We start from the raw sequence: 26,166 nt of genomic DNA on the forward strand, positions 1-26,166 counted from the left end.
CCGATTTCCCGTGAGTGGGTTTTTTTATACCTCTTTTTTATTGATTACTCTATACATTTTGTAATGCGGACCGACTTTGTTCACAAATTTATCTCCAAGAATTTGAAATTGATTTTTTTGGTAAAACTGAACTGCAACTTCTCTAGCATTACACCATAAAACATCAATACCCCGTTTTAACAATTTATCAATTGCAAACGACAATAATAACTTCCCATATCCTTTTCCTCTTGCTTCAGGAGCACTGGCCATACCTCTTAACTGATATTGAGATCCTTTTATTTCTTCTAAAGAGCTTTTCATAAATGTTCCGATACAAACTAATTGATCATTATCAAAGACTCCCAAATGAAAAGTGCTATCATCTAAATCTCCATCAAATTCATGTGGCAAATCAATATTTTTTCTTAAAACTTCCAGCCTCAACGAATAAGTACTTTCGGCAGGTATTTTCTTAACAGAAACCATTATTTTTATCTTGAAATTATAACTACAATGAATATTACTTTTAAAAGAATTGATAATAAAGATATTTTAGACATTCTACCATTACTATCAATTATAAACACTAAGACTCCATCAGATATTTTAAAAAACAGAGTCTTAGAAATGGTAAATTACCAAAATTATGAATGTGTTGCAGCTTTTGATAATGAAAAAATAATTGGTGTTTGTGGTTTGTGGTATTCTACGAGACATTACATTGGAAAAAGTGTAGAACCTGACCATGTAATCATTTCTGAAACATATAGAGGTAAAGGTTTAGGAAAATTATTTTTTGAATGGATTTATGAATACACAAAAGAAAAAGGATGCGAAGCAATGGAACTAAACACGTATTCCTCTAATAATAAGTCACATAAATTTTACTACAACGAAGGCTTTAATATTTACGCCTTTCATTTTTTAAAAATTTTGCGTGAGGACGAAAAATTTTATTAAAAAAAATCAAAAAAACGTTTGTGTAATCGAAAAAGGGTGCTATATTTGCACCCGCAATACCGACGCGGGAGTAGCTCAGTTGGTAGAGCGTCAGCCTTCCAAGCTGAATGTCGCCGGTTCGAACCCGGTCTCCCGCTCAAAAAAAACCGAAACATTTGTTTCGGTTTTTTGTTTTTATAATCTTTCCAATTTATCTCCGAAAAGGAAGAGCGCAACAATTATGGCACCCATAATAAGTATCATACTAGGATTATTATTAAATACAGCAGGTCTTAGCCAAAGTGTTATTAAAAATCCTCCAATAGCACCTCCAAGATGTGCGGAGTGACCAATATTTCCCATCTTAGCTTTCATTCCATAAATAGAATATAATAAGTATCCAATTCCAAAAACATAACCCGGCAAAGGGATTGGTAAAGGAAACATAATTAATTCCATTTCCGGATACAACATTATTCCAGAGAATATAACTCCAGACACAGCTCCTGAAGCTCCAATTGCAGAATAATAATAATCTTTCTTATTCTGTAGCAAAGAATACATACTACCAGCAAGCAAACTAGCAAAATAAATAAGTAAAAAATTTACATCTGAAAAGTATATGGTTACAATTCTACCAAATAAATACAAGGCATACATATTAAAACCAAAATGAACCCAATCTGCATGTAAAAAGCCAGAAGTCACCATTCTAATCTTTTCTCCATTCAGTATTTTCCCTACTTGGAATTTATACTTATTAAAAAAATTATCATCTTGAAAACCTTTAATCGTAGTCAAAAAATTTGCTATTATCAAGCCTAAAACTATTCTATTCATAAACATTAATATAAAACACAAACTTAATGAAAAGATTTAGGTACTTGTATTTTATATTTAAATACGATATTTGCAAAAATCAATTTAAATGGACTTACTTATTTATGCATTAGTGTACCCTCTTATTTGGTTAATGTCACGATTACCAATGAGAATACTCTATATTTTTTCTGACTTTTTATTTATAATGATCTACTATGTATTTGGTTATAGAAAAAAGGTGGTTGTAGACAATTTAAAAACAGCTTTCCCTGAAAAATCGGAAGATGAGATTAAGTCAATATCAAAAAAGTTTTTCAGGCATTTAACAGATTTAATTGTTGAAAGCATAAAGTCATTTTCAATAAGTGAAAAAGAAGTTTTAAAACGGTATAAATACAAAAACCCTGAATTGGTAAATGAAATTACGAAAGAAGGAAGAAGTATTGCTTTAACTGGGGCACATCAAGCTAATTGGGAATGGTCTTTTAGCTTACCTTTAGTTTTAGATACAACAGTTTTTGGAGCTTACACACGTTTAGGAAACAAGTATTTTGAAAAAACAGTTAAGGAATCAAGAATGAAATTTGGTGTAGTAGGATTTAAAACCTCTGAAACTGTAAAGGCAATGCACAAAAATTACACAGAAAAGATTCAAGGAATCTACATTTTATTAAGTGATCAATCTCCAGTTTTACAAAAAACGCATCATTGGCAAGAATTTTTTGGAGTAAATGTGCCTGTGCATTCTGGAGCAGAAATGTTAGCCAAAAAGTTTGATTTAACGGTTGTGAATTACGTTACGCGAAAAGTTAAACGTGGATATTACGAAACTGAATTTGAACTTATAACCGACACCCCAAAAGAATTTAAGAATTATGAAATTTCGGATAAGTTTATAGCCATTACGGAAAGAAACATTAGAAAACAACCTGAATTTTATTTATGGTCTCACAAACGTTTTAAACACAGACATAGATACCAGGAATGGGTAGAAAAGTATAAGAAATAAAAAAAGCTTCTCGAATGAGAAGCTTTTTTTATGAGTGAGAAACTAAATTTAAGAATAAATTTTGTTTTTAATTCTTATGCAGTAACAATTTATGAAGTTTAAAGTTTAATTCTTCAATAAAATTAAAACGAATAAAAATGACCCTTTTTTTAATTATGTCCTTTTTCTGAAACAACTGTCCGCAACCGAAACCTAGAGTCCTTTTCTTTAATTATACTTTAAAATAACTGAGTAAGTTTGAAATGTTGTACAACGAATTAATCTTAATAAAATAATTTTTTTAACATGAAAACAATTAAACATTTAAAAAAGATAAGTTTTTTTATACTTATATTAACAACTTTATTAGTTTCTTGTGAACAACAAGATATAATAACTGAAGATCCTATGGCAAATGTCGGTGAACAAGAGACACCTACATCTACACCAGTCCATTTTGAAGACAAATACCATTACCAAGGTAAAGTATATAATACCAAAGAATGGGATACTTTTTACAACCAATTAAACAAAAAAGTACATATAATTGGTGTAAATGACATCTTACATGTTTTTGATGACCGAAATGAGGCATTACAATTTAAACAAAAAGAGATAGTTCGTCTTGATAAAATGAATAAAACCGAAGAGTTTGACTTAACTGCTGGAAAAGCAAGCGGAGACCAAATTATTGGACAAAAACGAGTAGTTGTTATTTTTGAATTTTATGATGGTAAAGATTTTTATGGAACACTTTATCACAGAGTTATCAATCAGGTTGTTACTTTAAGAAAAAATGTTTGGTCATATAAGTATCTTGAAAATCATACCGCAGAGTTTAATTTTCCTTCAGATTTTATAAATAAAACAAGTTCTTACAGAGTTACTTTCTATGCTGGTGGAAGAATAGACACGGAAGGAGCCTCATTATCATCTGGTTATTTAAAGGCTCGATTTAGGTTATATCCTGCACCTCTAAACGGAGATAATATGTTACATTGGGTAAGAACAATAAGAAAGAATCCTTGGCATCCTGGTGGTGACATAGACTCTGATAATGATTTATCAAATGATAGACCTTGGTATACTGTTTTTTTGAAAACTTGGGATAACCAGTTTGACTCTGCACATATTGAGTTCTTTGTATCATAACATAATAATGTCAAATAAAATATAAACATTAATTCAAAACATTCGTTCTAGGTAACTATTACTTAGAATGGATGTTTCTTTGATTTTGTATTAAAATAGCTATTTGGATGTTTTCCAAAACGTTCTATATAAAGTTTGCTAAACTGTGTAGAATTAGACATGCCAACGGATAAAGCAATGGCTTTTACATTACTATAAACTTTTTCCTCTAGTAAATTACGCGCTTCTAATAGCATGATTTCTTGCTGATATTTTTTAGGACTTAAACCTGTAATTAGTTTCATTTTTCGTCTTAATTGACGCTCACTCAAATAAACACTATCAGATAATGAACTTAATTTAAAATCAGGATTTCCTAAGTTGTTTTTTATTATATCTCTAACCTTATTAATCAATTCAATATCAGAATTTTTAAGACTAATAAACTCTTGATCTTTTATTTCATTACTATTTTCCCTGTCTTTATCTTGCTCTATTTCCTCTATAAATGACTTACGAATTTCATATCTCTGTACTAAATTATTTACTCTTGCCAATAATTCTGTAGCTTCAAAAGGTTTTACTAAGTAATCATCGGCTCCTACAACCAAAGCTTTAAGCTTATAACTAATATCTGATAAAGCGGTAAGCATAAGAACAGGTATATTATAATAGTTTTTCGAGTTCTTTAGCTTTTCCAACAACGTAAATCCATCCATAGCTGGCATCATAATATCTGAAATAATTAATTTAATATTAGAGTTGCTTAACTTAGCAAGAGCTTCTTTACCATTATTTACAATTATTACCCTGTAATACTTCTCTAAAATCGAAGTAACATACTCCTGCATTCCTTTATGATCCTCCACAAGCATTAAAGTTTCCTTTGAATTAAATCCGTTTCTTTTATTTCCAAAAGCTATATCATCAAGTGAGACTGTATCTTTTATTATTGGAAAGTCCATATATTCTTTCTCCTCATTTTCAAGAGAATACTTAACAGGAAAACTTACAGTAAATTGAGTTCCATAATTCAATTTACTTTCTACCTTTATAGTTCCTTTCATAAACTCAACTAATTGTTTTACCAGGTTAAGACCAATACCAAAACCTCCTTCAAGCGGTTTATTCTCATCTTTACTTTGAAAATACTTTGAAAATATATGTGGTAGGTCTTCTTTAGAAATTCCAATTCCAGTATCTTTTATTTTTAACTTGAACATATCGTCGCTTGTAACCTCTCCAAAGACAGATATTGTTCCGTTTTCATTTGTGTTTTTTACAGCATTAGATATAAGATTTGTAAATATTTTTTCTAGCTTTTCTGCATCAATAGTAACAATATATTCTTTTAAATTTTCAAAATTATAAACAAAGACTATATTTTTTTGCTCCATTAATAATGTGAAATCCTGAATCATATTATTGAGGACTAAATAAAGTTGAATACTCTGATTTTTAAGTTTTATCCCACCATCTTTTAATTTAGCCAAATCTAAAATATCATTTACCAGTTTTCTCAATGAATTCGAATTTCTAATCGCCATTTGTAATTTTAAACGACTACTTTCATTTAAACTATCTCCATCGATTTCTAGTATTTGAGTTAATGGACCGTAAATTAAGGTTAACGGTGTTTGCAACTCATGAGTAATGTTTTCAAAGAAATTAGATTTGGTTTTATCTAATTGCTCTAGTTGTCTATTTTTTAGGGATATTTCATTTTTTAATTTGATTTTCTTTTTACGATCCTTATAGACGTGTATAGCAAATAATATTGTTAAAAGAAAAAAAACACTCGTAAACATTAATACTTGATTTATAAAATTCTTTTCCTTTTCTACCAAAATTATAGTTTCATTACTCTGTTTTAGTTCAGATAACATCTTTTCTTTAAATGCAGTGATATTGAACAGTTGACCTTCTAATGATTTAACAATCTCCAAAAAAGCTAAAGCTTTTTCAAATTGTTTATTTTTTTTATAGGCTTCGTATAATAATTTCGCAACCATAATATGTTGTGAATTAACTTGTTCTGAAACCAAAAGATTAAAAGCTTGTTTTGCATTTAAAATTTTTTCAATAGTATTATTTTTAGCATCGTATATAAGTGCTTTTATATAGTAATATTTAGATAGAAGTGAAGTATATCTGTCATATTGCTTTATAATATAGTATGCTTTTTCCAAAAACATATTTGCCCTTTCTAGTTCAGATAATTCAAGGTATAATTGAGCTAACTCCAAGTAAACAAGTGCTTCTCTAATAATTATTTTATTTCTCTTAGCAGTTAAAAGCGCTCTATCTAAATATTCTAAAGCAGTTTTAATATCGCCTTGTTTCCTAGTAAAATTCGCATACCTTAGGTAAACTATTGAAGATATTTTCGAAGGATTGATTTGTTTTTCTTTAACATATTCGAAAAATGAATCGTAAGTCTTTAATGCAAGCACCAAATCGTTTTGTTCATCATGAATTTTAGCTATATTCGTTGTAGCATTTTGTCTGATTAAAAAAAAGCTCTTTGGAATATAAGTTTTATCTGTAATGTCAATAATCTTATTGAAATAATCAAGAGCTGTAATATAGTCTCCTAAATTTTTATAAGCAGTTCCAATCGCAACGTTTGCCTGCAAAAATTCATATAAACCAGACTCAGCTTTTTCGTTTCTTGTCTTTAAGATAGCTCTATTACTAAAATTAATAATACTATCATAAAACGGGAACTTTAAATAATAACTAGATTCGTAGTATATTCTACTTATGGAGTTATAAACTCTAGCTGAATCAACATTATTACTCGCGATACTTAAAGATTTATATTGGTTATTTAATTCGCTTTTGTGTGACGGAAGTAAAAAGGTTCTTAGTTCTTTATTTTTCATTACAATAATGGAGTCCTGAGAGAGAACTGGGAAAGTATTATAAAATATGAAGATATAAACACCTAAATAAAATCGTCTTAACATGTTCTTTTGAAAGTTATTGTTTTTACTGATGGGAAGGTAATTTCAACTAAAAAAGAATAGTTAAAAATTTAAATAATAAATTAGCCTCAATAAAATTGAACAATATTATAATTTATCCAAACTCGTAATAATTGCACTAGAGGTTTTATCTAATTGTAATCCAAAGAATCCCGCACCTAATATTGATATTGGCATACTTATGAAATCAAACAAGAAAAGCCATTGAGGGATTTCATGGTAAAAACTAAGTAAAAAGAGTCCAGGAAAAAATAATAACCAACTAAAAATCTGTATTACAAAAAAAATATTAAAACAATTTAAAAGTATTCTTCGTGAGTAAATACTTCTGACTTTTTTTTCAGGAAATAATAATAGATAAACCCCAAAAATTATTAAAGGAAGACTTATTGCTATCGGTGTACCCTCTCCTGCTCCAAATAAAAAAATACCTGAGGAAAATACAGAAAATAACAATAAACCTTTAAAATTTAATGTAAAAAATCTAGCTGAAAACACAATCATTACTGTAGATATAAAAATAGCAAGAAGACCTAAAACATAATGAGGTATATCCGTAAGAATCGAATATACTGGTGCTCCTTTCATTAAATTATAAAATTCGAAATTGGGCCAATTATAAGGCAAAGCTTCAACAGAATTATACTTGATTAATTCCGAACCTTTGAGAAGTTCAGCACAACCATGAAGAATACCTACGATTCCCACAATGACACCAAATATCACAAAACACGATTTAATTTTACTATTCTTAAAGTTTTCCATAAAAGATTATATTTGTTACACTAAGTTACTATTTATAATTACTTTTAGTAACAATTAATTCAATTTAGATAAAAAAAGTAGTTACCTAACGGTAACAATAATCTTAAAATAAATATCATGAACATGACTAAATGCCCTTTAACAGCTGCTTTAAAGGTTGTAGGCGGAAAATGGAAACCTATTATCATTTTAAATTTACGAAAGTCCTCTAAACGCTTCGGACAACTTGATTTCGCTATTCCAGGTATTTCAAGAAAGGTTCTAACCTCTCATTTATCAGAATTAGTTCGTGATAATTTAGTTATTCGAGATTCCTATGCAGAAACTCCCCCCCGTGTTGAATATAGATTAACAAAGAAAGCTGAAGAACTAGTTCCTATTTTTCAAGAATTAGGTAAATGGGGCACATATTTAATTGAGATGGATCTAGATGAATAAGCAATTCGCTAGTAATAAAATTATTTAAAAACACAATATTAACCATTTCGTAAATGTGTTAAATCTATATTAGACAAGTTTAAAAAGCTCACCCTACATTTAATTTACTTTTTTAAATTTCACATATAAAAAAACCCTCTCGACTGAGAGGGTCTTGAAGGGTGAAAGACCGGGTTCGAACCGGCGACCTCCGGAACCACAATCCGGCGCTCTAACCAACTGAGCTACAATCACCATTTAACTAGCGGGTGCAAATATAATTCTTTTATCAAATATGACAAAACATTTTTTTATTTTAATTTACTTAAATTTTCTACCGCAACGTAACGTTCTGTAGTAAAGCCCTCTGCATACTCCACTCCTATTAGCCTCCCAAGATCTTTTGCTCGATATTCTATACTTTCAATAAAATTTTTGCTCGTAATAGGCGTTTCAGGCTCATTACTTTTAGGATCGAAAAACTGAGAACTGTATGCCATCACTGAGTCTATCTTTTTATCCATAAACCCCGTAACGTCCACCACAAAATCTGGCTCAATGTTTTTCCATTGAATGTAATGATACACAACTTTTGGTCTCCATTTTTCTTGTTTTTCACCATCAAGTTCTGTTTCAACCTTTATCAATCCACTTAAAAAACAAGCATCAGAAACTACCTTGCTTCCTTTTTGATGGTCGATATGACGATCATCAATAGCATTACACAACACAATTTCAGGTTTGTACTTACGAATCATTTTTATGATTTCTAACTGATGCTTTTTATCATTCACAAAGAAACCATCAGCAAAACCTAAATTTTCACGAACTGACACTCCCAAAATATTTGCTGCATTTGTAGCTTCTTTATCTCTTAGTTCAGCAGAACCACGAGTTCCAAGTTCTCCTCTTGTTAAATCTACAATCCCAACTTTTTTTCCTAAAAAAATTTCTTTCGCTATAGTTGCAGAACAACCTAATTCTACATCATCTGGATGTGCTCCAAATGCTAATATATCTAGCTTCATTGTTTACTTTTCTTTAATTTTATCCTTTTTTAATCATACTTCCTAAAAACATCATTTTTCCGTAAATCGTATGATTCTATTTTTAAAATTGTGTCGCGCAGAAATAACAATATAAACAGGATGCATTTCTCCCCTACCACGTGGTGTAATCCTTAATGAATCAACACCGAACCCTATTAATTTCTTCCGAACAATCGCTGCTCTTTTTTTTGTCAACTCCAAATTATACATTTCTCCACCCTCTGTGCATGTATGACTATCAACAAAGTAAGACTTATTATTTTTATTTATATAGGTTGCAACATCCTTAATTTTTTCTAATGAACCTTCCTCAAGAATAGTATCCTTGTATACAAAGAGAATATCATTCCCAAGATTATTTAAAACCCTATCATACTTAGATTGACCGATCATCTGATATATAGACAATACCGTTAGAGAAAGAAAAAATAATTTAGACCTCATATTATAAATTAGAAATAGCTTGTTCAATATCAGCAATTAAATCTTCTACTTCTTCGATTCCTACTGAAAAACGAATTAATCCATCTTTAATTCCTTGTTTTGCTCTTTCTTCTGGAGACAATAAAGCATGGGATGTTTGAGATGGGCTTAACAACGTGCTTTCAACTCCAGCCAAACTCATAGACGGTTTAATTAGTTCTAGATTACGTTGAAATTCCATAGAATCAATTCCTTCTTTTAATTCGAAAGACAACATACCTCCAAAACCTTTCATTTGCGCTTTCGCTAGTTCATGATTCTCATTAGAAGCTAAACCAGGATAATACACTTTATCAACATTCGGATTTTGCTCTAAATAGTTTGCCATTTTCAACGCGTTTTCATTTTGGCATTTCACACGCAAATTCATGGTTTTAATACTTCTTTCTAACATCCAAACTGTAAAGTCACTCAAACTTCCTCCAAAGTTCTTCGCTATATTCCAAATCTTATCAATATGCTCGTTAGATGCAGCAACTGCTCCAGCTAAAATATCTGAATGTCCTCCCATATATTTTGTAGCCGAATGAATCATAATATCAATCCCAAAATCAATTGGAGTTTGATTAATTGGAGAAGCGAACGTGTTATCAATCATGGTAATAATCCCATTTGCCTTTGCTAAATCTGCAACCGCCTTAATATCAACTAACTTCAATAAAGGATTCGATGGCGTTTCTATAAAAATCACCTTTGTATTTGAACGAATCGCTTTTTTGAAGTCTTCTATTTCTAAACTATCAGTGAATGTATATTCAATTCCGAATTTATCGAATTCTTCAACTACTAAATTATACGTTCCACCATATAAGGTTTCTTGCAACACTACATGATCTCCTTTATGTAAAAAAGCCATCAAACTTGTGCTAATCGCTGCCATTCCCGAACCAAAAATCAATGCATTTTCAGTTTTTTCTAGTGCAGCAATTTTCTTACAAAGTGCTTCTTGATTTGGCGTATTGAAATAACGCGGATACCTTTTTACATCAACATCATAAAACTGATAAGAAGAAGACAAATAAATTGGAGAAACAGCTCCTTTAAACTGTTCATCTTTTAATTCTCCAACATGGGTACAAATAGTATTTATTCCGTATTTATTTTTTGAATCCATAAACGGTTTTTAGGTTTGTAGATAAAGAAATGATTGGTAGCTAAATTACAAAAAGTCAACTATACCTGAACTGTTTTCCACCTTCCTTTTTTAAACTGCCAAATACCAATTACTGCTATTAAAACTTCTGCTACAGTAATTGCCCAAAATACGCCTTGCGGGCCAAAATCTAAGACTATTGCCATGATATAAGCAAAAGGCAATTGCACTAACCAAAAACAAACCAAATTTATAATGGTTGGTGTTTCTGTATCTCCTGAACCATTAAAAGATTGAATTACAACCATACCATATGCGTACGCTATATAACCAGCTGCCATAATTTGTAAACAAAGAGAACCGTATTTTATCACAGTAGCACTTTCAGAGAACCAAGACAAGAAAGTTGGCGCAAAAGCAATATAAATTATTGAAACTAGGCCCATGAAATACGCACAATATTTACCCGTAATCCAAACAGATTTTTCAGCTCTTTCAGGTTGATTAGCACCTAAATTTTGTCCGACTAAAGTTGCCGCAGCATTACTCATTCCCCAGGCAGGCATTAAGGTAAACATCATAATTCTAATGGCAATTGTGTATCCCGCTAACACTTCACTACCAAACTCAGACATGATTCGCATTAAGAACACCCAACTTGATGTTCCAATTAAAAACTGTCCTATTCCTCCTAAAGAGACTTTTATAATGTCAAAAATCAGTGCTAACTTTAAAACTAAATCCTTTAGCATTAATTTAATTTTTCCACTTCCATAAAATAAAACTAGTAATTGCGTTACCACTGCTGTACCTCTACCAATTGTAGTTGCTATTGCTGCTCCTTCTACTCCATAAGCTGGAATTGGTCCTAATCCGAAAATAAAAACTGGATCTAAAATAATGTTTAATCCATTTGATAAAATTAACGTCCACATTGCTATAGATGCATCACCAGCACCTCTAAATATGGCATTGATTAAAAACAGTAGCATTACCGTTATGTTTCCTCCTAGTAAAACTCTTGTATATCCGTAACCTTCCTCAATTAATGCTGGCTCTCCTCCCATTAATCCGAGAATTTCCTTTGGAAAAAGTATACCAACAACACTAATACCTACAGATATTAGAATTCCAAGAAATATTACTTGAACAGCAGTCTCTTTTGCTTTTTCTATATTCTTTTCTCCTACTCTTCTAGCGACCAAAGCTGTTGCCGCCATACTTAAACCAATGGCTAACGCATAGACTAAAGTTAATACGGATTCCGTTAATCCAACAGTTGCTACAGCATTAACACTTACTCGAGAGACGTAAATGATATCTACCAACGCAAATATTGATTCCATAAGCATTTCTAATATCATTGGAATCGAAAGCATGAAAACTGCTTTTTTAATACTTCCTTGAGTGAAATCTTGTTGCTTACCTAAAACAGCTTCTTTGAAGAGTTGAATTATATTTTGTTTTGAAGTTTGATTGTTTGTCATTGTAATTGTATTAATAAATGAATCCTCTAAAAGACTAAAGGATATTACTTAAATTATATGTCCTAAGGGTAGACTTAAACAATCATGTAACAAATATGCACAAAATTAACGAATAGCTTTCGATAAAATTCAATAAATTCGCTATCATGATATCTGTTGTATTACTTGGAGGAGGAAACGTTGCGCATCATTTGACTGAAGCTTTTTTAGCTTCTAAAGATGTTATTTTGAAACAATTATATGCGCGAAATGTTAAATCTATTAGCCATTTTCAAAATAGAATTTCTTTAACAGATGATTTAAACTTGTTAGAAGATGCAGATGTATACATTATTGCTATCTCAGATGATTCCATTAGTGAATTATCAAATAAATTACCTGGAAATAAATTAGTAACGCATACTTCTGGAAGTGTTTCTATGGATTCTTTAGAAAACGATGGTCGAAAAGGGATTTTTTATCCGCTTCAAAGTTTTTCGAAAACAAAACTTGTAGATTTTAGTAAAATTCCATTGTGTATTGAAGCTGAGAATACTAAAGACCTAATTTTATTAGAAAAACTTGCTCATTACATTTCTCCAAAAGTTTATAAAATATCATCTGAACAACGAAGTAAACTGCATGTTGCTGCAGTATTTGTAAATAATTTCACCAATCATATGTATAAAATTGGGAATGATATTTGCAACCAATACGATGTTCCTTTTGAAGTATTGCTGCCTTTAATAAAAGAAACAGCTTCGAAGATTGAAGAAGTTTCACCAAACGAAGCGCAGACTGGTCCTGCAAAACGTAATGACCAAGAAACGATAAAAAGACATTTAAATTTACTGGATATCAAACAAAAAGAAATATATCAACTCATAACAAAATCAATCCAAAATGGATAAAAGCTATAAACAACTTTTTAACGACGTAACAACATTTATTTTTGATGTTGATGGTGTACTTACCAATGGAATCGTAACTGTTTTTCCTAATGGAGAATTGGTTCGACAAATGAATATTAAAGACGGGTATGCTTTAAAAGCTGCAGTCAAATCAGGATACCGTGTTTGTATTATATCCGGAGGAAAAAACGAAGGAGTTCGTAAACGTTTAGAAGGTTTAGGAATTACCGATATTTACTTAGGAGCCCACACAAAAATAGATCAGTATAAAGAGTTAGTTGAAAAATACGATTTAAAAGCAGAAAACGTTTTGTACATGGGTGATGACATTCCAGATTTACCAGTAATGGAAAAAGTTGGAATTCCTTGTTGCCCTAATGACGCTGTCAGAGAATTACAAGCAATATCAGTTTATATTTCAGATAAAAAAGGTGGCGAAGGTTGTGCAAGAGACGTTATTGAACAAGTAATGCGTGTTCAAGAGAAATGGCAAGATAATTTTGACGCACAGTACGATTAATAAGAACAAATTAAATTTACATATATGAGAAAAGTAGTATTTACATTTTTATTAGTTGCATTTGCAACAACTGTAGGTGCGCAAAGCATTTTCGGAAAATGGGAAAATCGAGACGACGAAACTGGTAAAGTAGATAGTGTAATTGAAGTGTATGAAAAAGACGGAAAAGCATATGCTAAGATTATAGAGATAAAAGATCAGAACAGACAAGATGCTGTTTGTGATAAGTGTAGCGGAAAAAACAAAGACAAGAAAATATTGGGAATGAATATTTTAACTGGACTAGAAAAAGATGGCGATGAATGGTCTGGTGGAAAAATTTTAGATCCTAAAAATGGAAAAAAATACAAGTGCTACATTCAACTTATTGAAGCTGATAAATTAAAAATTAGAGGATATATTGGTTTCTCTTTACTTGGAAGAACTGCTTACTGGTTCAGAAAAAAATAAATATTCTTTGAAAGAATTATATTAGAGATTGTCGATTTTGGCAATCTCTTTTTGTTTTTAGTGAATTCGTATTCGTTATATTTGAGTTATGCGTTTCACTCAATATCAAATCTTTTCACTCTTTGTTTTACTATTTATTTTCTCCTGCTCTCAACAGAAAGAAAAACATACGAATAGTTTAATACATGAATCAAGTCCTTATTTATTGCAACACGCGCATAATCCAGTAAATTGGTTTCCGTGGGATACTAAATATTTAGAAAAAGCAAAAAGGGAGAACAAACTTGTTTTGCTATCTATAGGTTATTCTTCTTGCCATTGGTGTCATGTTATGGAAGAAGAAACTTTTGAAGATGAAGAAGTAGCAAAGTTCATGAATGAGAACTTTATTAATATTAAAATTGACAGAGAAGAACATCCTGATGTTGACAAGACTTACATGACTGCTGTTCAAATTATGACAGGTAATGGAGGATGGCCTCTAAACTGTGTAATTCTCCCTAATGGCAAACCTGTTTGGGGAGGAACTTATTTTGAAAAAGATGAATGGTTAGAAAACCTGAAAAACATACAATTATTTTATACTAATAATCCAGAAAAAACTGATGACTTTGCAGAAAAATTAGCTAATGATATGAAATCACTTCAAGTGGTTGACAAGAATAATTCAGAAACCAATTTCTCTAAAGAAACATTGGATAAAAACATGAATTTATGGTTTGAAAAATTGGACACAATTAATGGTGGCTTAATAGGTTCAAATCAATTCCCTCGACCAAATAACTATCAGTTCTTATTGCGTTACGCTTATCAAAACAATGATTCAAAGCTTCTTAATTTTGTGACTAAAACATGAGATAAAATGGCTCTTGGTGGTCTACATGATCATTTAGAAGGAGGATTTGCCAGATATACTGTTGATAACAAATGGCATATTCCACATTTCGAAAAAATGCTATACGATAATGCTCAACTTATCTCATTATATTCTATTGCTTATCAAATTACCAAGAAACCTTTATATAAAGAAATTGTATACAAGACTATTGAATTTATTGAGAAAGAATTCCATACAAATGGATTGTATTATTCTTCTTTAAATGCTGATAGTTTTAATGAAAATAATGAATTAGAAGAAGGAGCATATTACACTTGGACAAATGAAGAGTTAACAGCAATAATTACTCAAAACAAAGACCTTTTTGATTCATACTACGGAATTAATGAAATGGAAAAAGTTGAAGGTAAATCAGCATTGGTCAAAAGAGTTCCTGATTCTGAGTTTGCAAAAGCAAACGATATTTCAATTCAAGAGCTTAAAAACCTAGTTATGAATTGGAATAAACAACTTTTAGAAGCAAGACTCAAAAGACAAAAACCATCTTTAGACACGAAAATTCTAACTTCTTGGAATGCACTTTTATTACAAGGTTATGTGAATGCTTTCAAAGTTTTTGGAGAAGAAAAGTTTAAAGAAAAAGCCATTAAAAATGGAAAAGCACTACAAAATGAAGCTATTGATAAAGCTGGAAATGTTTTAAGAACAATTGGAAAAGGTAATAAAAGGATCGACGGTTACTTAGAAGACTACGCATTATTAATTAACGCATATATTTCATTGTATCAAATTACACTAAACGAAGATTGGCTAACTATTTCGAATACATTATCTAAAGCAAGTTTTGATAATTTCTTTGACGCAGAACAGGAGCTTTTTAAATATTCAACTAAAAAGAATTCTGGTTTAATAGTTAATAACTTTGAAATTGAAGATATCGTTATTCCTTCTTCTAATTCTGTAATGAGTAAAAACCTACTCTTTTTAAGTCATTATTTTGACTTTATATATTAAACCAAAAGAAAATCCTTTTACACATTGGGGGTGTAAAAGGATTTTTAATCAACCAAATAAATCTAAAAACCTTCAATTTTATGAAGTGGTTTTTCAAAAATGAAAAAACAAAACTTTGTACTTAAATGTATTTTAATATTTAAATACACTTCAAATATACTATCTACTCTGCTTACATCGTTTAAATTTCGTTAACCGTGCTTGGTACTATAGATTATTGGTTTCTATTTATCGATAAATAGAAATCTTAAAGGTAACCGAAATGTTTTTTGGGTATAAAACTAAAAAAAGAAAAAACCCAATTGCACAAAGAAGAGCGGCAAAAGGGTTCTTAATCAACCAAATAAATCTAAAAACCTTTAATTATTTTTTCTTTTTAATATGGTTAAAAATGAAAAAAAACTAAAACTTAACTACGCTTCAAATATACATCACAATTAAACCCAAAAAGTCTATTATTCGTTATATCTAAACAGTATCGTAGACCAATAGTTACAATAGGTCGATAAGCTGTAAAACTGAAATAAAAAGGGGAAATTAGGACAAAAATAAAACCCTTTCAATTTTGTAGAAGTGTATGAAAGGGTTTATATTAATCAACCAAATAAATCTAAAAACCTTCATTTTTTTTAAGTTGGGGAACTCAAAAAATGAAAAAAACTTTTTTCAAAGTGTACTTTATGTATTTAATACTTTCAATCTTAAATACACTACAAAGATAAGGTCAAATAAAGGTTTGATTTGAAAGTATTCGTTATACCTCCTTTTTGTATAGATTAAATGGTAATTTATATCGATAAATGGAAAAAGTAAAAATATATCTTATAAATGAGCAGCTACAATAAGTTTAATCTTTTCATAAGTTCAGACCTATTAGATCTACTCACAGGAACAACATCTTTGGCAATTAAAACACTATTATCCTCAATATCTATAATTCTCTTTAGATTGATGATATAAGACCTATGCACCTTTAAAAATAAATCTTTCGGCAGTTTTTCCTCAATTTTCTTTAATGTAGAATGAACAGTGTAATTTTTTGTATCTGTTTTTATTAAAATATAATCGCCTTTAGCTTCTACAAGATAAATACTTGGTATTTCAATCTTAATAAGTCTGCGATCAATGTTAATATACAATTGAGATTCCTCTTCTTTGCTTTCTCCATTGGAACTTGCAGCCGTCTCTTGATTTACCGGTTTTTTAATGGTAAATTTTTTCGCCTTCTCAATGGCTTTCTGAAATCTCGGTAATGTAATTGGTTTTACCAAATAGTCAACGATACACTCGTATTCAAAAGCATCTATAGCAAACTTCGCATCTGATGTTGTTAAAATTATTTTAGGAGGATTCTTTAAGGTTTGTATTAAATCAAAACCAGTAAAATCAGGCATATGTATATCGAGGAAGATTAAATCAACCTCATTTTGATTTAAATATTTAATCGCCTGTATTGCATTGGAAAACTGATCAATAACAGTTAAAGTTCCTTCGTTTTTACATAACTGCTCTACAATTGCTCTTGCAGCAGATTCATCATCAATAATTAAACAATTCATTTAAGATGTTTTTATTTATTTGGTCAAAAAATCAGACATTGTATTTAATATCTTCAAAAAATCTTCATGCTTACTTTTATTACCCTCAAGTAGTTCTTTTTCGTATTGAATTGTGAACTGATAAGATTTTTCCAAGCCTAAAATACTAATTTTATGTTTAATTTTATGAACGATTTCTGCAGTTTGTTGTAAATTATTGATTTTTAGTGTATTTAAATACGTTTCTATCTCGAAAGGAAGCTCCTTCTTCAAAATAGACATCATTTTTTCTTCAAATTCTATATCTCCACCTGACAACTGTTGAATGTAGTTTATATTTGGTTCTTCGTTCATGGATCTATTATTTTTTAAATTCTATAAAGAAAGTGGTTCCTTTTCCTTCTTCACTTTCCAACCAAATTTTCCCTTCATAAATATCAACAATTTTTTTAACGATGGACAAACCGATTCCAGTTGAATCTTTATGATCTCCTAGCGACTCAAACACTTTAAATATTTTATCGTGATACTCTTTCGCTATTCCAACTCCATTATCTTCAACAGAAAACAAGTGATGTTTCTTCTTCTCTTGATAATTGATATTAACATAACCCTGTTCTTTATCGGAATAATTAACAGCGTTACTTATTAGATTTTGAAACAGCTGCTGAATTCTAACTTTATCAGCTTTAATAACAGGTAAATTTTTATCAATATTTATCTTTATATGCTTAGGAACTAAAATTAGCTTTTCAATATCTTGAATAAGCTCATAAAGATCCACCTCTTCTAATTCTCCCGATTTTTCTTTAATGCTTGAATAGTTCAATATATCATTAATCAAAGCTTCCATCTTCTGAACCACCTCTTGAATCAAATTGATATTTTTTAAACCATCTTCCCCAATATTATCTCCATAATCTTCCTTCAGCCAACTGGTTAATGCAGAAATACTTCGTAAAGGAGATTTTAAATCATGAGAAACAATGTGAGCATATTCCTCTAGCTCTACATTTCTCATCTCCAAAGTTTTTAATAATTCTTCTTTTTGTGATTCTAATTTTTTGATATGAGTAATATCTAAAATGATTCCTATTGAACCGATCATTTCTCCTTTAATACTATAACTCGGAGCTGCACTAACTAAAAGAATCTTTTCTTCATTAAAATTGTTAATAAACTTCAGTTCGTAAGAACCTGTCTTCCCTTCTCTTTTACCTTTGTTTCTTTGTTGAATAAGATCTTTTATTCGCTCTTTTCTAAACAAACCTCTTAAACTCTTTCCTAGCAATTCTTCTTCTTCGAATCCCGTCATTTTAACAAAACTCTTGTTCGTTGAAAGAATTTTGCCCTCTCCACTTAATTCAACTAAGCCTAGTTTTAAATTCGCAATAATGTTACTGTATCTCTTTTTCTGCGTTTCCAGGTTTTTTCTATAATTTCGAGATAGCGTAACATCACGATAGGTCCATAAATGTCCTTTATACTCACTATCCTGTCCGATTGGGATATAATCTCTTTCTAAGATTCTTCCATCAATTAATCGAAGTTCATCACCTAGAATAACTTTTTTATCCTTTATTAGTTTATTAATTCTCGTTTCTAACTTATGTGGTTCTTCAAAATATGTTTTAGCTTCTTTTAAAAGCTTCACACAATCTTTTCCCACAAGCGCATCTGGAGAAATTGGTAAAGAGAAAATATCACAGAATTTCTTATTTACGATAGAGATTTCTCGTTTCTCGTTTTCCAATAGCACACCGCTATCTAAATTAGATATTAGAGAAGATAATCTATTTTCAGACTCAATTAACTTTTCTTTAGCCAGTTTGTTTTCTGTAATATCCTCAACAATCGCAACCTGAAACTTTACTTTCCCTTCTTTATCTTTTACAGAGTTCACGACAGTTTTAGCCCAGACAACTTCTCCATTTTTTTTGACATATCGTTTTTCTATGTTGTAATTATCTATTTTTCCTAAAGACAATCTATCACGATATCTCTGCGAAATTTTTCTATCATCGGGATGGGTGAATTGGTTAACTGTAACCTCTTTCATTTCCTCCATAGTATAACCAAGCATATCACCTATAGCCTTGTTTATAAGCAGAAAATCATCATCTCTTTCCTTAGAAAGTACAATTCCAACAGGTGAATTATCAAAAATTATATCTAATTGCTTTTTCTGCTGTTCTAATAGCTCCTGAACTTCAATTTCTTGCGTAACATCTCTAGCAATACCAAGTGCTCCAGTTATCTCTCCATTTTTATCCCGAACTAAACTACAATTAACTTCAAGTGTTTTGATTGAGTCATCTAAAGCTATTATTCTTGATCTATACTTTGAATAACGACCAGTTTTTAATAGTTTTTTAAAGGCCTCTAAAGTGTATTTGTAATCTTTAGGATGCACTAATTTCATCAAATTCAAGGTCTTACCATTGACCTCATAACCGAACATTTCCTCGGCTATTTTATTCATTTTTAGCACATAACCATTTAAGTCAATTAACACAAACGCATCATTGACATTCTCATAAATACCTTTAAATTCAGACTCTTTTTGAAGTAAACTTTCCTCTAGTTTAGCGTATTTCTGTTCAGCTAATTTTCTCGCAACACGTTCTTCTTCTAAAGCCTTTTTTAAACTCAAAATTTCATTCTCGTCCATAAACTTCAGTTTTAGAATTTGATTAAATTCTATTCTTAAAACACTTATGTTTTTGAAATGAAAAAATTAACAAGCTTAAATTCTGGCAATTAGCCACAAAGTTTGGTAGCGACTTTAGTGTTTAAACTGTAATCAATTCATTAACGCTCCAGTAAGATAATAATTTTATTAGTTTATTTTTATAATCTTCGTACTTTAATGGTTTAACTAAATAACCAGCTATACCAATTTTATAACATTCGAAGATATCTTTATAATTGTTTGATGTGGTTAAAACAATTGTAGGTATATATTTTAGCACATCGTCATTCTTTAAAATCTTTAAAAACTCAATACCGTTTACTTTAGGCATATTTAGATCTAAAAGAATAATACTTGGTAGATTTTCTTTTTTTAATAAGTAATTTAAAGCCTCTTCCCCATTATTAGCTTCAATCACATTATGATTCATTTCCATTTTGGATAAAATCCGATTGAATTTCATAACTTCAATCTGATCGTCTTCAATTAACATTATTGTTAATACGTTTTGCATTCCTAAAATAATTTAATCCCTAATTCGCAAGTTAGCTCATAATAATTTAATCATCAAATACTTTAGTTTAACATATGTTATTATCCGATAAAAGGTTTAAAAGTATAGACGAACAGAATTACTTAACAGACGAAAGGCTTAAAAGTCCGCTTGAATATTTATATTTTTAGGTTTAAAAAAAACTACAGTACCAAATAGCACTGTAGTTTTATAGTTATGAATCTATGAGTTATTCTAGCTCAAATCTTCAACAGACGCGTCAGGAGCATTCTTTTTTACCGACTCTACTCCGTTTTCCATTGCACTATTTGACGAATATTTTTCACTGGTTCCAATTACTTGACCATTTGAAGCTTTTAAATTAAAATAAGGTGAACCATCTTTTGACTCTAATCTTTCAAAACTTGCATCGTTTTTAGAATTCTTTTTTACTGATTCTATTCCGTTATTACACGAGGCTTTTGATGCATAACCTTCACTTGCTAAAATAGATTGACCATTTCCTGCTTTCAATCTAAACCTAAACTCACCTCTTTTGTCTTTGTAAATTTCAAATTTTCCCATTCTATAAATGTTTTAATGTTCGTTATAAATATATATTTTAATTATTATAAAACAAAAACCAGCTATTTCGCAGACATAAAAAGTCTCACTAAAATTAGTAAGACTTTCTTAATGAAAAGATATTTAATCTGATTCCTTAATTTCAATCATATGAAACAAACACAATTAGTGAGTATCTTCACTTGCTTTCACATCTCCTTTTAAACTCATTTCCATTTCATGATCATATTTACAACAACCTGGTAAGTTTTCATAAGCGGATGTATCTCCCATTACTTTATCAGTATCATAACCTGACGCCGCAATTGCATTGTGGATAGCATCAATATTTGTCTTAGATTCATCAAAAGAAACCTTAATCTCCTTTCTTAACTTATCCCATTCCGCCTTACTTACTCCATCAACACCATTTGCCGCTGTTTCAATTGTATTCTTGCACATTCCACAGTTACCTCTCACTCCGAAAGTGCTTTCCTTTACTGCAACTGCTGTATTAGTTGTTTGTTCTGTTTCAGTAGTAGTTTCTTTTTTTGCTTCGTTTTTACAGCTTACTAAACCTACTGTTGCTACTAAAGCGATACTTAAAATTACTTTTCTCATGATTATATATTTATTTACTTGTTATTAATTGTTTCTTTTACCTCACCACATTTTAGCATCATATCTCCAAAATAAGGATTCAGCACTTTATCTTCTTTACTTAACCAAAACCCACCTTTATCATTATCTGCCATAGGACAAAATTGCTTATACGTTGTTTCTGTAATTCCAAAGGATTCTACAGCTGTAATTAAATGGTTAGATAACGGTTTAAATTCTTTTCGTTGTATTTTTAAATCCTTGGATTGACCAATATTTTCACTCTTTGTATTCATGGTTTTAAACAAAACAATCCATTTTTCATAGGCTTTCTCATTCGTCAACAATTTAGCGTCAATTTCCGCTAAACTTTTATTGAGTTTTTTAGCCTCTATACTCGCTGTATTTTTATCTGACTTAATCAATGCGTCTTTCAATAGGATATAATTTTCATACACCTTTTGAAGTTGGTTTTTAAAATTAGTGGAGACATCAAATATTTCATTCTGTAAATCAGTATTATTCATCATTGACTTTTTTCCTGATAATTGAGCCGAAGCATCTATAGTAAAAGTTCCATTCGTTACTATTTCTTCACCTGATTTCAGTCCGCTTAGAATTATATAATTACTTCCTATTTTATTTCCTAAAACCACTTCTCTCATTTCAAAAACGGGGGTATCTGACTTTACTTTTACGTAGACTATTGAGCGTTTTCCCGTCCACATTACTGCAGAAGCTGGAATATTTAATTCATTATTTCTTTCCTTTTTAACTGCATCTGCTTTTCCTACTACAAACATCCCTGGTTTAAACTTCTCATTTTTATTATCCAAAACTACTCTTAAGTTAGTTGTTCTTGTAGCAGTATTCATAACAGGATCAATAAAATCAATTTTAGATGCAAAAACTTCATTTGGAAAAGCGTTAGTCGAAACTACAATTTCTTGTCCCTTTTTGAAATACTGAATTTGATTTTCATAAACATCAAAATTTGCCCAAACTTTAGATAAATTAGTAACTTTTAACAAAGCTTCCCCTTGCTTTACATAATCACCCTGAGCTACCATTTTTTCAATAACCACACCAGAAACAGTAGCAAAAATTGGTAAATTTTCCTGCACTTTTTTAGCACTTTCAATTTGGTTGATTTGTGTCTCCGACAGTTTCCAGAATTTTAATTTATTTCGTACTGCATTGTACAATTCTGGCTGACTATCTTTTAAACTTGACGCTGTTAATAATTCTTGTTGAGCTTTTATCAATTCCGGAGAATAAATTGTAGCCAACAACTGGCCTATTTTAATTTTTTCACCAGTAGAATTAATATATAATCGTTCAATTCTACCATTAAAATAACTAGCCTGTACTAAATTCATTTCCTCATTTTCAACTACTTTCCCAGAAAGAGTAATTATATTTCCTTCATCTAAGTTTGTTCCGATTACAGTAGTTTGCACATTAGCAAGTGCCATTGCATTCTTTGTTAATTTAAATTGATCAGCAGACAAACCTTCAGATCCAGATTCTGCTGGAATTAAATCCATTCCACAAATAGGACAATCACCTTCATCAGGTTGCATAATTTGAGGATGCATTGAGCAAGTCCACATTTGTTTCGTTGCACTTTCTTTAGAATGATTGTGAGAAGATATATTATCATTAGAACCACCAAAAAGTAGCCAACCCAATAATAAGCCGACTATTAATGTTACTAAGTAAGCTAAATACTTTTTCATATTATTTATTTTTTCTTTGAACTAACTTTCTTACTGTTGGAGACGAAGTGTACCATAGTAAAAATCCACTTAAAACGGTAATCAATCCAAGTAAAGAAAATACTCTTAAAATAGTTGTATTGAAATCATCTCTACCTTCATAATCCATTGTGTGTGTCATCCATAAAAAATCAAACCACCTCCAACTTTGATGTCTAACTGTTTGAAACTTTCCATCTACAAGTGAAACATATGCTTTTACAGATTCACTTGTTTCATAAGAAATGACGTAAGCAGGTAACAATTTTTCACGATATTCATGATGTTTTCCCACTTCTTTAATTAACTCAATAGAAGCAACTTCTAAATCAGATTTCATATTATTCTTTGAGATATATAATGCCTCATCTTTGGTTATCCCTTCTTTTTTATTTCCGTTAAAAGCATTATATAAGTGACTTTTATTAATCCAATAATGCGGAGTATTATTAATATCTCTTAACTCTATTGTTTTAATCCCTTCAGAAATTTGAAGTTGTGATGGACTTATTAAACTATCAAAAGCTTGAGGTTGATAATTTAAGTTTTTGAAATGATCTCCGTGAATTTCATCAATATCTGTCCAACTAAAGTACAAACCACTTATAGTCCATAATAAAAACTGAACCCCTAAAAACAAACCTAAGTATCGATGTGCTTTTCTTATTTTAATTGCTGTTTGTCGTTTTACCATTATTCTTAATTTATCAACATTATTACTGCCATTACAATCATAATTGCATTTTCTATAAAAGTAGCCTCTGTCATAGGTAGTTTTAGAGCTGTACCTAAACAAGCACAACGAATTGCCTTTTTATCTAAAAGTGTTTTCGTAACTCCTACTGTGGTAATTCCAAGAATTATTAAGGTTAAAATTAAAGCAATTTTCACCTCAAAACGTAAAAGAAACATTAAACCAAGAGCTGTTTCTATAAACGGATAAATTTTAGCATAAACTGGAACTTTTTTTGCCAAAGAATCATACATTCTAAAAGAATCGGGAAAACCTTTTAAATCTAGCATTTTGAAAAAGCTAAATACGATATAAAACAGTCCCATAAAATCGAGCATAAACTCATTCCAACTCCAATTATCTTTATGAATTAAAACACTTGCTGTTGTAATATAAAACAAGATTAAAAACAATGGTTTTAACTGCTGAAACTTACTCTCTTCCTCGTCAAACAAATCATTAGTTGAATACGATTCTTGAGTGTTTTTTGTGGTTTCTGAAATTTGATATTTATCTAATAATGCATTTTGAAGCTCTGATAATTTTATATGATGACTCATATTTATCTCTACTTCACTACTCTCTAAATTAACAGTTACATCTTCAATACCTTTAATGGATTTTAAACTATTTTCAACCGAGGCTTTACAACCTCCACAGGTCATTCCAGTAACTTTATATATATGATTCATTTTTTACTCTTTTTTAGTTATTAAATAATTAATCAAAACACTTTGATTATAAAAGGAAACCTTTGAGTTTATCATATTCATTTGAAACTTTAATTGTAACTCTTGAATATCTAAAACATCATTAAAATCAATTGTTCCTGTTTCATAACTTTTGATCAAAATTTGTTGAGCATTTTTAGCTTGATTTAAATTCTTTTGCTGGGTTTTATAATTTATAAATGCTACATTTCTATTGGAAACAGCCTTTTGTAATTTTGCTTCCAATGCGTTAAAACGTTGTTGTTTTTGACTTAAAACCTCATCCTGTTGTAACTTATTTTGTTTACTTAATGAAGTATATTTTTTATTAAAAATAGGAATCGACAAAGAAAGCATTGGCATTAAAATATCTTTCCCGTTATCATCAAAAGACATGTTAGGCCTTTTTTCAACGTTAATATAATCTACACCAAATCCTAACATTGGCTTGCTCTGCTTTTGATTAAGCAATTCTGATTTTTCAACAGAAGCAAACAAACGATCAAATTTTATCAACTCAGGATGAAACTTTACATCATCGGAATTAAACGATAGAACTTCGTTTGGCATTTGCAAACGACCAACTAACGAAATAGCATTATCTACCTCTCTATTTAATAATTTATTAAAAACAGCTTGTTCACCTAAAAACTGTTCTTTCAAAACATCCTTATTCTGCTCTAATTCGTTTTGCCGAATTTGAAGCTTTAGTACATCAACAGCAGAGGCTTTTCCAACTTCAACAGAGGTTAATGCTGATTTTTCATAAGTAGATAGTAACTTGATATTCTCTTCTAAAACAATTTGCTTGGCTTTAATTTCATACAGTTTGTAGTATGATTGAGAAACCTTTGCTATCAGTTTTCTTTTCTTAATAACAATATCCTGGTACGAGATATCTGCTAGTGACGAAGCATAATTTTCTCGAGCTGTGATTGTTCCGAAAAATGGAATCATTTGCTTCACTGACACTTTAAATATTTGTGCCCCAGTTCTTGTTTCAGGAGAACTTGCAAAAAACCCTACTCCAAATTCAGTATTTGGAAGTGTATTCACCTCATTCTGTTTTTCAGAAATACGTTGGTACTTTAATTCAAATTGCTGTATCTCAGGATTATTCTCTAAAGCTTCATTTATATACGATTGTAATTCCTGCGCATTTATTTTAGACGATAAGAAAACAGAAACTACTAACAGAAAACATTTTATATAAAACTTATTCAT

General features: G+C 30.3%; 27 protein-coding genes and 2 tRNA genes. 10 read left to right on the forward strand and 19 right to left on the reverse strand.

The annotated features are described in order from the left end of the window. Positions 1–24 precede the first annotated feature (24 nt). Complete coding sequence (locus ACOSP6_RS14720) at positions 25–468, reverse strand: GNAT family N-acetyltransferase (protein ID WP_422093957.1); 444 nt, start codon at positions 466–468, stop codon at positions 25–27. A gap of 27 nt (positions 469–495) precedes the next feature. Between ACOSP6_RS14720 and ACOSP6_RS14725 the strand changes: the two genes are divergently transcribed. Beyond that, positions 496–942 carry a GNAT family N-acetyltransferase gene (locus ACOSP6_RS14725; RefSeq protein ID WP_422093956.1) on the forward strand — a complete coding sequence of 149 codons (447 nt, stop codon included), beginning with the start codon at positions 496–498 and terminating at the stop codon, positions 940–942. Positions 943–1,006: 64 nt separating this feature from the next. Then, positions 1,007–1,079, forward strand: a tRNA-Gly gene (locus ACOSP6_RS14730). A gap of 37 nt (positions 1,080–1,116) precedes the next feature. On the opposite strand, the gene ACOSP6_RS14735 is transcribed toward ACOSP6_RS14730, so the two are convergent. Beyond that, on the reverse strand, positions 1,117–1,761 hold the full coding sequence (locus ACOSP6_RS14735; RefSeq protein WP_422093955.1) for a rhomboid family intramembrane serine protease: 645 nt from the start codon (positions 1,759–1,761) through the stop codon (positions 1,117–1,119). Between the two features lie 88 nt (positions 1,762–1,849). On the opposite strand from ACOSP6_RS14735, the gene ACOSP6_RS14740 reads away from it, so the two are divergent. Further along, a complete protein-coding gene (locus ACOSP6_RS14740) occupies positions 1,850–2,752 on the forward strand; it encodes a lysophospholipid acyltransferase family protein (protein ID WP_422093954.1) in 903 nt (300 codons plus the stop codon). Positions 2,753–3,037: 285 nt separating this feature from the next. Next, positions 3,038–3,883 (forward strand): hypothetical protein, encoded by an 846-nt coding sequence (locus ACOSP6_RS14745; protein ID WP_422093953.1) that lies wholly within the window; start codon positions 3,038–3,040, stop codon positions 3,881–3,883. 62 nt (positions 3,884–3,945) lie between these two features. Here the strand turns inward: ACOSP6_RS14745 and ACOSP6_RS14750 are convergent, their stop codons facing one another. Both ACOSP6_RS14750 and ACOSP6_RS14755 read right to left on the reverse strand, forming a co-directional pair. Then, the gene (locus tag ACOSP6_RS14750) at positions 3,946–6,747 is read right to left on the reverse strand and encodes a response regulator (protein ID WP_422093952.1); all 2,802 of its coding nucleotides are present in this window, start codon (positions 6,745–6,747) and stop codon (positions 3,946–3,948) included. A 189-nt stretch (positions 6,748–6,936) separates the two neighbouring features. Then, entirely contained in the window at positions 6,937–7,614 is a 678-nt protein-coding gene (locus tag ACOSP6_RS14755) for a hypothetical protein (protein ID WP_422093951.1), read from the reverse strand. 117 nt (positions 7,615–7,731) lie between these two features. Here ACOSP6_RS14755 and ACOSP6_RS14760 point away from each other — a divergent pair, with 117 nt between their 5' ends. Further along, a complete protein-coding gene (locus ACOSP6_RS14760; protein WP_422093950.1) occupies positions 7,732–8,052 on the forward strand; it encodes a winged helix-turn-helix transcriptional regulator in 321 nt (106 codons plus the stop codon). Positions 8,053–8,211: 159 nt separating this feature from the next. On the opposite strand, the gene ACOSP6_RS14765 is transcribed toward ACOSP6_RS14760, so the two are convergent. The 5 genes from ACOSP6_RS14765 to ACOSP6_RS14785 form a co-directional block, all read right to left on the reverse strand. Then, a tRNA-His gene (locus tag ACOSP6_RS14765) sits at positions 8,212–8,287 on the reverse strand. A 55-nt stretch (positions 8,288–8,342) separates the two neighbouring features. Next, on the reverse strand, positions 8,343–9,059 hold the full coding sequence (gene bshB1, locus ACOSP6_RS14770) for a bacillithiol biosynthesis deacetylase BshB1 (protein ID WP_422093949.1): 717 nt from the start codon (positions 9,057–9,059) through the stop codon (positions 8,343–8,345). Positions 9,060–9,110: 51 nt separating this feature from the next. Continuing rightward, positions 9,111–9,473 (reverse strand): OmpA family protein, encoded by a 363-nt coding sequence (locus ACOSP6_RS14775; RefSeq protein ID WP_422095734.1) that lies wholly within the window; start codon positions 9,471–9,473, stop codon positions 9,111–9,113. A 52-nt stretch (positions 9,474–9,525) separates the two neighbouring features. Beyond that, positions 9,526–10,677, reverse strand: coding sequence for a trans-sulfuration enzyme family protein (locus ACOSP6_RS14780; RefSeq protein WP_422093947.1), 1,152 nt, complete (start codon positions 10,675–10,677; stop codon positions 9,526–9,528). A 59-nt stretch (positions 10,678–10,736) separates the two neighbouring features. Then, positions 10,737–12,143 (reverse strand): MATE family efflux transporter, encoded by a 1,407-nt coding sequence (locus tag ACOSP6_RS14785; protein WP_422093946.1) that lies wholly within the window; start codon positions 12,141–12,143, stop codon positions 10,737–10,739. 146 nt (positions 12,144–12,289) lie between these two features. Here ACOSP6_RS14785 and ACOSP6_RS14790 point away from each other — a divergent pair, with 146 nt between their 5' ends. The 5 genes from ACOSP6_RS14790 to ACOSP6_RS14810 all read left to right on the forward strand — a co-directional run bounded on the left by ACOSP6_RS14790 (position 12,290) and on the right by ACOSP6_RS14810 (position 15,855). Then, on the forward strand, positions 12,290–13,033 hold the full coding sequence (locus ACOSP6_RS14790) for a Rossmann-like and DUF2520 domain-containing protein (RefSeq protein ID WP_422093945.1): 744 nt from the start codon (positions 12,290–12,292) through the stop codon (positions 13,031–13,033). Beyond that, positions 13,026–13,553: a KdsC family phosphatase gene (locus ACOSP6_RS14795; RefSeq protein ID WP_422093944.1), complete on the forward strand. Its 528-nt coding sequence runs from the start codon at positions 13,026–13,028 to the stop codon at positions 13,551–13,553. Before ACOSP6_RS14790 ends, ACOSP6_RS14795 begins: the two co-directional genes overlap by 8 nt. Positions 13,554–13,577: 24 nt before the next feature. Continuing rightward, positions 13,578–14,003, forward strand: a complete 426-nt coding sequence (locus ACOSP6_RS14800) for a DUF2147 domain-containing protein (protein WP_422093943.1) — start codon at positions 13,578–13,580, stop codon at positions 14,001–14,003. Positions 14,004–14,091: 88 nt separating this feature from the next. Beyond that, positions 14,092–14,859 carry a thioredoxin domain-containing protein gene (locus ACOSP6_RS14805; protein ID WP_422093942.1) on the forward strand — a complete coding sequence of 256 codons (768 nt, stop codon included), beginning with the start codon at positions 14,092–14,094 and terminating at the stop codon, positions 14,857–14,859. A gap of 6 nt (positions 14,860–14,865) precedes the next feature. Next, on the forward strand, positions 14,866–15,855 hold the full coding sequence (locus tag ACOSP6_RS14810; RefSeq protein WP_422093941.1) for a thioredoxin domain-containing protein: 990 nt from the start codon (positions 14,866–14,868) through the stop codon (positions 15,853–15,855). A gap of 836 nt (positions 15,856–16,691) precedes the next feature. Here the strand turns inward: ACOSP6_RS14810 and ACOSP6_RS14815 are convergent. From ACOSP6_RS14815 to ACOSP6_RS14860, 10 genes are all read right to left on the reverse strand, one after another. Next, entirely contained in the window at positions 16,692–17,414 is a 723-nt protein-coding gene (locus tag ACOSP6_RS14815) for a LytR/AlgR family response regulator transcription factor (protein ID WP_422093940.1), read from the reverse strand. A 15-nt stretch (positions 17,415–17,429) separates the two neighbouring features. Further along, entirely contained in the window at positions 17,430–17,747 is a 318-nt protein-coding gene (locus ACOSP6_RS14820) for an Hpt domain-containing protein (RefSeq protein ID WP_422093939.1), read from the reverse strand. 7 nt (positions 17,748–17,754) lie between these two features. Then, complete coding sequence (locus tag ACOSP6_RS14825) at positions 17,755–20,064, reverse strand: PAS domain S-box protein (protein WP_422093938.1); 2,310 nt, start codon at positions 20,062–20,064, stop codon at positions 17,755–17,757. Positions 20,065–20,185: 121 nt separating this feature from the next. After that, positions 20,186–20,599: a response regulator gene (locus tag ACOSP6_RS14830; protein ID WP_422093937.1), complete on the reverse strand. Its 414-nt coding sequence runs from the start codon at positions 20,597–20,599 to the stop codon at positions 20,186–20,188. A gap of 234 nt (positions 20,600–20,833) precedes the next feature. After that, positions 20,834–21,163, reverse strand: a complete 330-nt coding sequence (locus ACOSP6_RS14835) for a YegP family protein (RefSeq protein WP_422093936.1) — start codon at positions 21,161–21,163, stop codon at positions 20,834–20,836. A gap of 165 nt (positions 21,164–21,328) precedes the next feature. Next, positions 21,329–21,763 carry a heavy-metal-associated domain-containing protein gene (locus ACOSP6_RS14840; protein WP_422093935.1) on the reverse strand — a complete coding sequence of 145 codons (435 nt, stop codon included), beginning with the start codon at positions 21,761–21,763 and terminating at the stop codon, positions 21,329–21,331. A 14-nt stretch (positions 21,764–21,777) separates the two neighbouring features. Then, positions 21,778–23,481: an efflux RND transporter periplasmic adaptor subunit gene (locus ACOSP6_RS14845; protein WP_422093934.1), complete on the reverse strand. Its 1,704-nt coding sequence runs from the start codon at positions 23,479–23,481 to the stop codon at positions 21,778–21,780. Position 23,482: 1 nt separating this feature from the next. After that, positions 23,483–24,193, reverse strand: coding sequence for a PepSY domain-containing protein (locus ACOSP6_RS14850; RefSeq protein WP_422093933.1), 711 nt, complete (start codon positions 24,191–24,193; stop codon positions 23,483–23,485). Positions 24,194–24,198: 5 nt separating this feature from the next. Beyond that, positions 24,199–24,924 carry a heavy-metal-associated domain-containing protein gene (locus ACOSP6_RS14855; protein ID WP_422093932.1) on the reverse strand — a complete coding sequence of 242 codons (726 nt, stop codon included), beginning with the start codon at positions 24,922–24,924 and terminating at the stop codon, positions 24,199–24,201. Positions 24,925–24,927: 3 nt separating this feature from the next. Then, positions 24,928–26,166, reverse strand: a complete 1,239-nt coding sequence (locus ACOSP6_RS14860; protein ID WP_422093931.1) for a TolC family protein — start codon at positions 26,164–26,166, stop codon at positions 24,928–24,930.

The organism is Tenacibaculum sp. MEBiC06402, from assembly GCF_049239625.1.
Lineage (GTDB): Bacteria > Bacteroidota > Bacteroidia > Flavobacteriales > Flavobacteriaceae > Polaribacter.

Excerpts from the sequence above, each read along its gene's own strand:
- ACOSP6_RS14720 (WP_422093957.1), bottom strand. The coding sequence starts at position 468 with ATGGTTTCTGTTAAGAAAATACCTGCCGAAAGTACTTATTCGTTGAGG.
- ACOSP6_RS14725 (WP_422093956.1), top strand. The coding sequence starts at position 496 with ATGAATATTACTTTTAAAAGAATTGATAATAAAGATATTTTAGACATT.
- ACOSP6_RS14735 (WP_422093955.1), bottom strand. The coding sequence starts at position 1,761 with ATGAATAGAATAGTTTTAGGCTTGATAATAGCAAATTTTTTGACTACG.
- ACOSP6_RS14740 (WP_422093954.1), top strand. The coding sequence starts at position 1,850 with ATGGACTTACTTATTTATGCATTAGTGTACCCTCTTATTTGGTTAATG.
- ACOSP6_RS14745 (WP_422093953.1), top strand. The coding sequence starts at position 3,038 with ATGAAAACAATTAAACATTTAAAAAAGATAAGTTTTTTTATACTTATA.
- ACOSP6_RS14750 (WP_422093952.1), bottom strand. The coding sequence starts at position 6,747 with ATGAAAAATAAAGAACTAAGAACCTTTTTACTTCCGTCACACAAAAGC.
- ACOSP6_RS14755 (WP_422093951.1), bottom strand. The coding sequence starts at position 7,614 with ATGGAAAACTTTAAGAATAGTAAAATTAAATCGTGTTTTGTGATATTT.
- ACOSP6_RS14760 (WP_422093950.1), top strand. The coding sequence starts at position 7,732 with ATGAACATGACTAAATGCCCTTTAACAGCTGCTTTAAAGGTTGTAGGC.
- bshB1 (WP_422093949.1), bottom strand. The coding sequence starts at position 9,059 with ATGAAGCTAGATATATTAGCATTTGGAGCACATCCAGATGATGTAGAA.
- ACOSP6_RS14775 (WP_422095734.1), bottom strand. The coding sequence starts at position 9,473 with ATGATCGGTCAATCTAAGTATGATAGGGTTTTAAATAATCTTGGGAAT.
- ACOSP6_RS14780 (WP_422093947.1), bottom strand. The coding sequence starts at position 10,677 with ATGGATTCAAAAAATAAATACGGAATAAATACTATTTGTACCCATGTT.
- ACOSP6_RS14785 (WP_422093946.1), bottom strand. The coding sequence starts at position 12,143 with ATGACAAACAATCAAACTTCAAAACAAAATATAATTCAACTCTTCAAA.
- ACOSP6_RS14790 (WP_422093945.1), top strand. The coding sequence starts at position 12,290 with ATGATATCTGTTGTATTACTTGGAGGAGGAAACGTTGCGCATCATTTG.
- ACOSP6_RS14795 (WP_422093944.1), top strand. The coding sequence starts at position 13,026 with ATGGATAAAAGCTATAAACAACTTTTTAACGACGTAACAACATTTATT.
- ACOSP6_RS14800 (WP_422093943.1), top strand. The coding sequence starts at position 13,578 with ATGAGAAAAGTAGTATTTACATTTTTATTAGTTGCATTTGCAACAACT.
- ACOSP6_RS14805 (WP_422093942.1), top strand. The coding sequence starts at position 14,092 with ATGCGTTTCACTCAATATCAAATCTTTTCACTCTTTGTTTTACTATTT.
- ACOSP6_RS14810 (WP_422093941.1), top strand. The coding sequence starts at position 14,866 with ATGGCTCTTGGTGGTCTACATGATCATTTAGAAGGAGGATTTGCCAGA.
- ACOSP6_RS14815 (WP_422093940.1), bottom strand. The coding sequence starts at position 17,414 with ATGAATTGTTTAATTATTGATGATGAATCTGCTGCAAGAGCAATTGTA.
- ACOSP6_RS14820 (WP_422093939.1), bottom strand. The coding sequence starts at position 17,747 with ATGAACGAAGAACCAAATATAAACTACATTCAACAGTTGTCAGGTGGA.
- ACOSP6_RS14825 (WP_422093938.1), bottom strand. The coding sequence starts at position 20,064 with ATGGACGAGAATGAAATTTTGAGTTTAAAAAAGGCTTTAGAAGAAGAA.
- ACOSP6_RS14830 (WP_422093937.1), bottom strand. The coding sequence starts at position 20,599 with ATGCAAAACGTATTAACAATAATGTTAATTGAAGACGATCAGATTGAA.
- ACOSP6_RS14835 (WP_422093936.1), bottom strand. The coding sequence starts at position 21,163 with ATGGGAAAATTTGAAATTTACAAAGACAAAAGAGGTGAGTTTAGGTTT.
- ACOSP6_RS14840 (WP_422093935.1), bottom strand. The coding sequence starts at position 21,763 with ATGAGAAAAGTAATTTTAAGTATCGCTTTAGTAGCAACAGTAGGTTTA.
- ACOSP6_RS14845 (WP_422093934.1), bottom strand. The coding sequence starts at position 23,481 with ATGAAAAAGTATTTAGCTTACTTAGTAACATTAATAGTCGGCTTATTA.
- ACOSP6_RS14850 (WP_422093933.1), bottom strand. The coding sequence starts at position 24,193 with ATGGTAAAACGACAAACAGCAATTAAAATAAGAAAAGCACATCGATAC.
- ACOSP6_RS14855 (WP_422093932.1), bottom strand. The coding sequence starts at position 24,924 with ATGAATCATATATATAAAGTTACTGGAATGACCTGTGGAGGTTGTAAA.
- ACOSP6_RS14860 (WP_422093931.1), bottom strand. The coding sequence starts at position 26,166 with ATGAATAAGTTTTATATAAAATGTTTTCTGTTAGTAGTTTCTGTTTTC.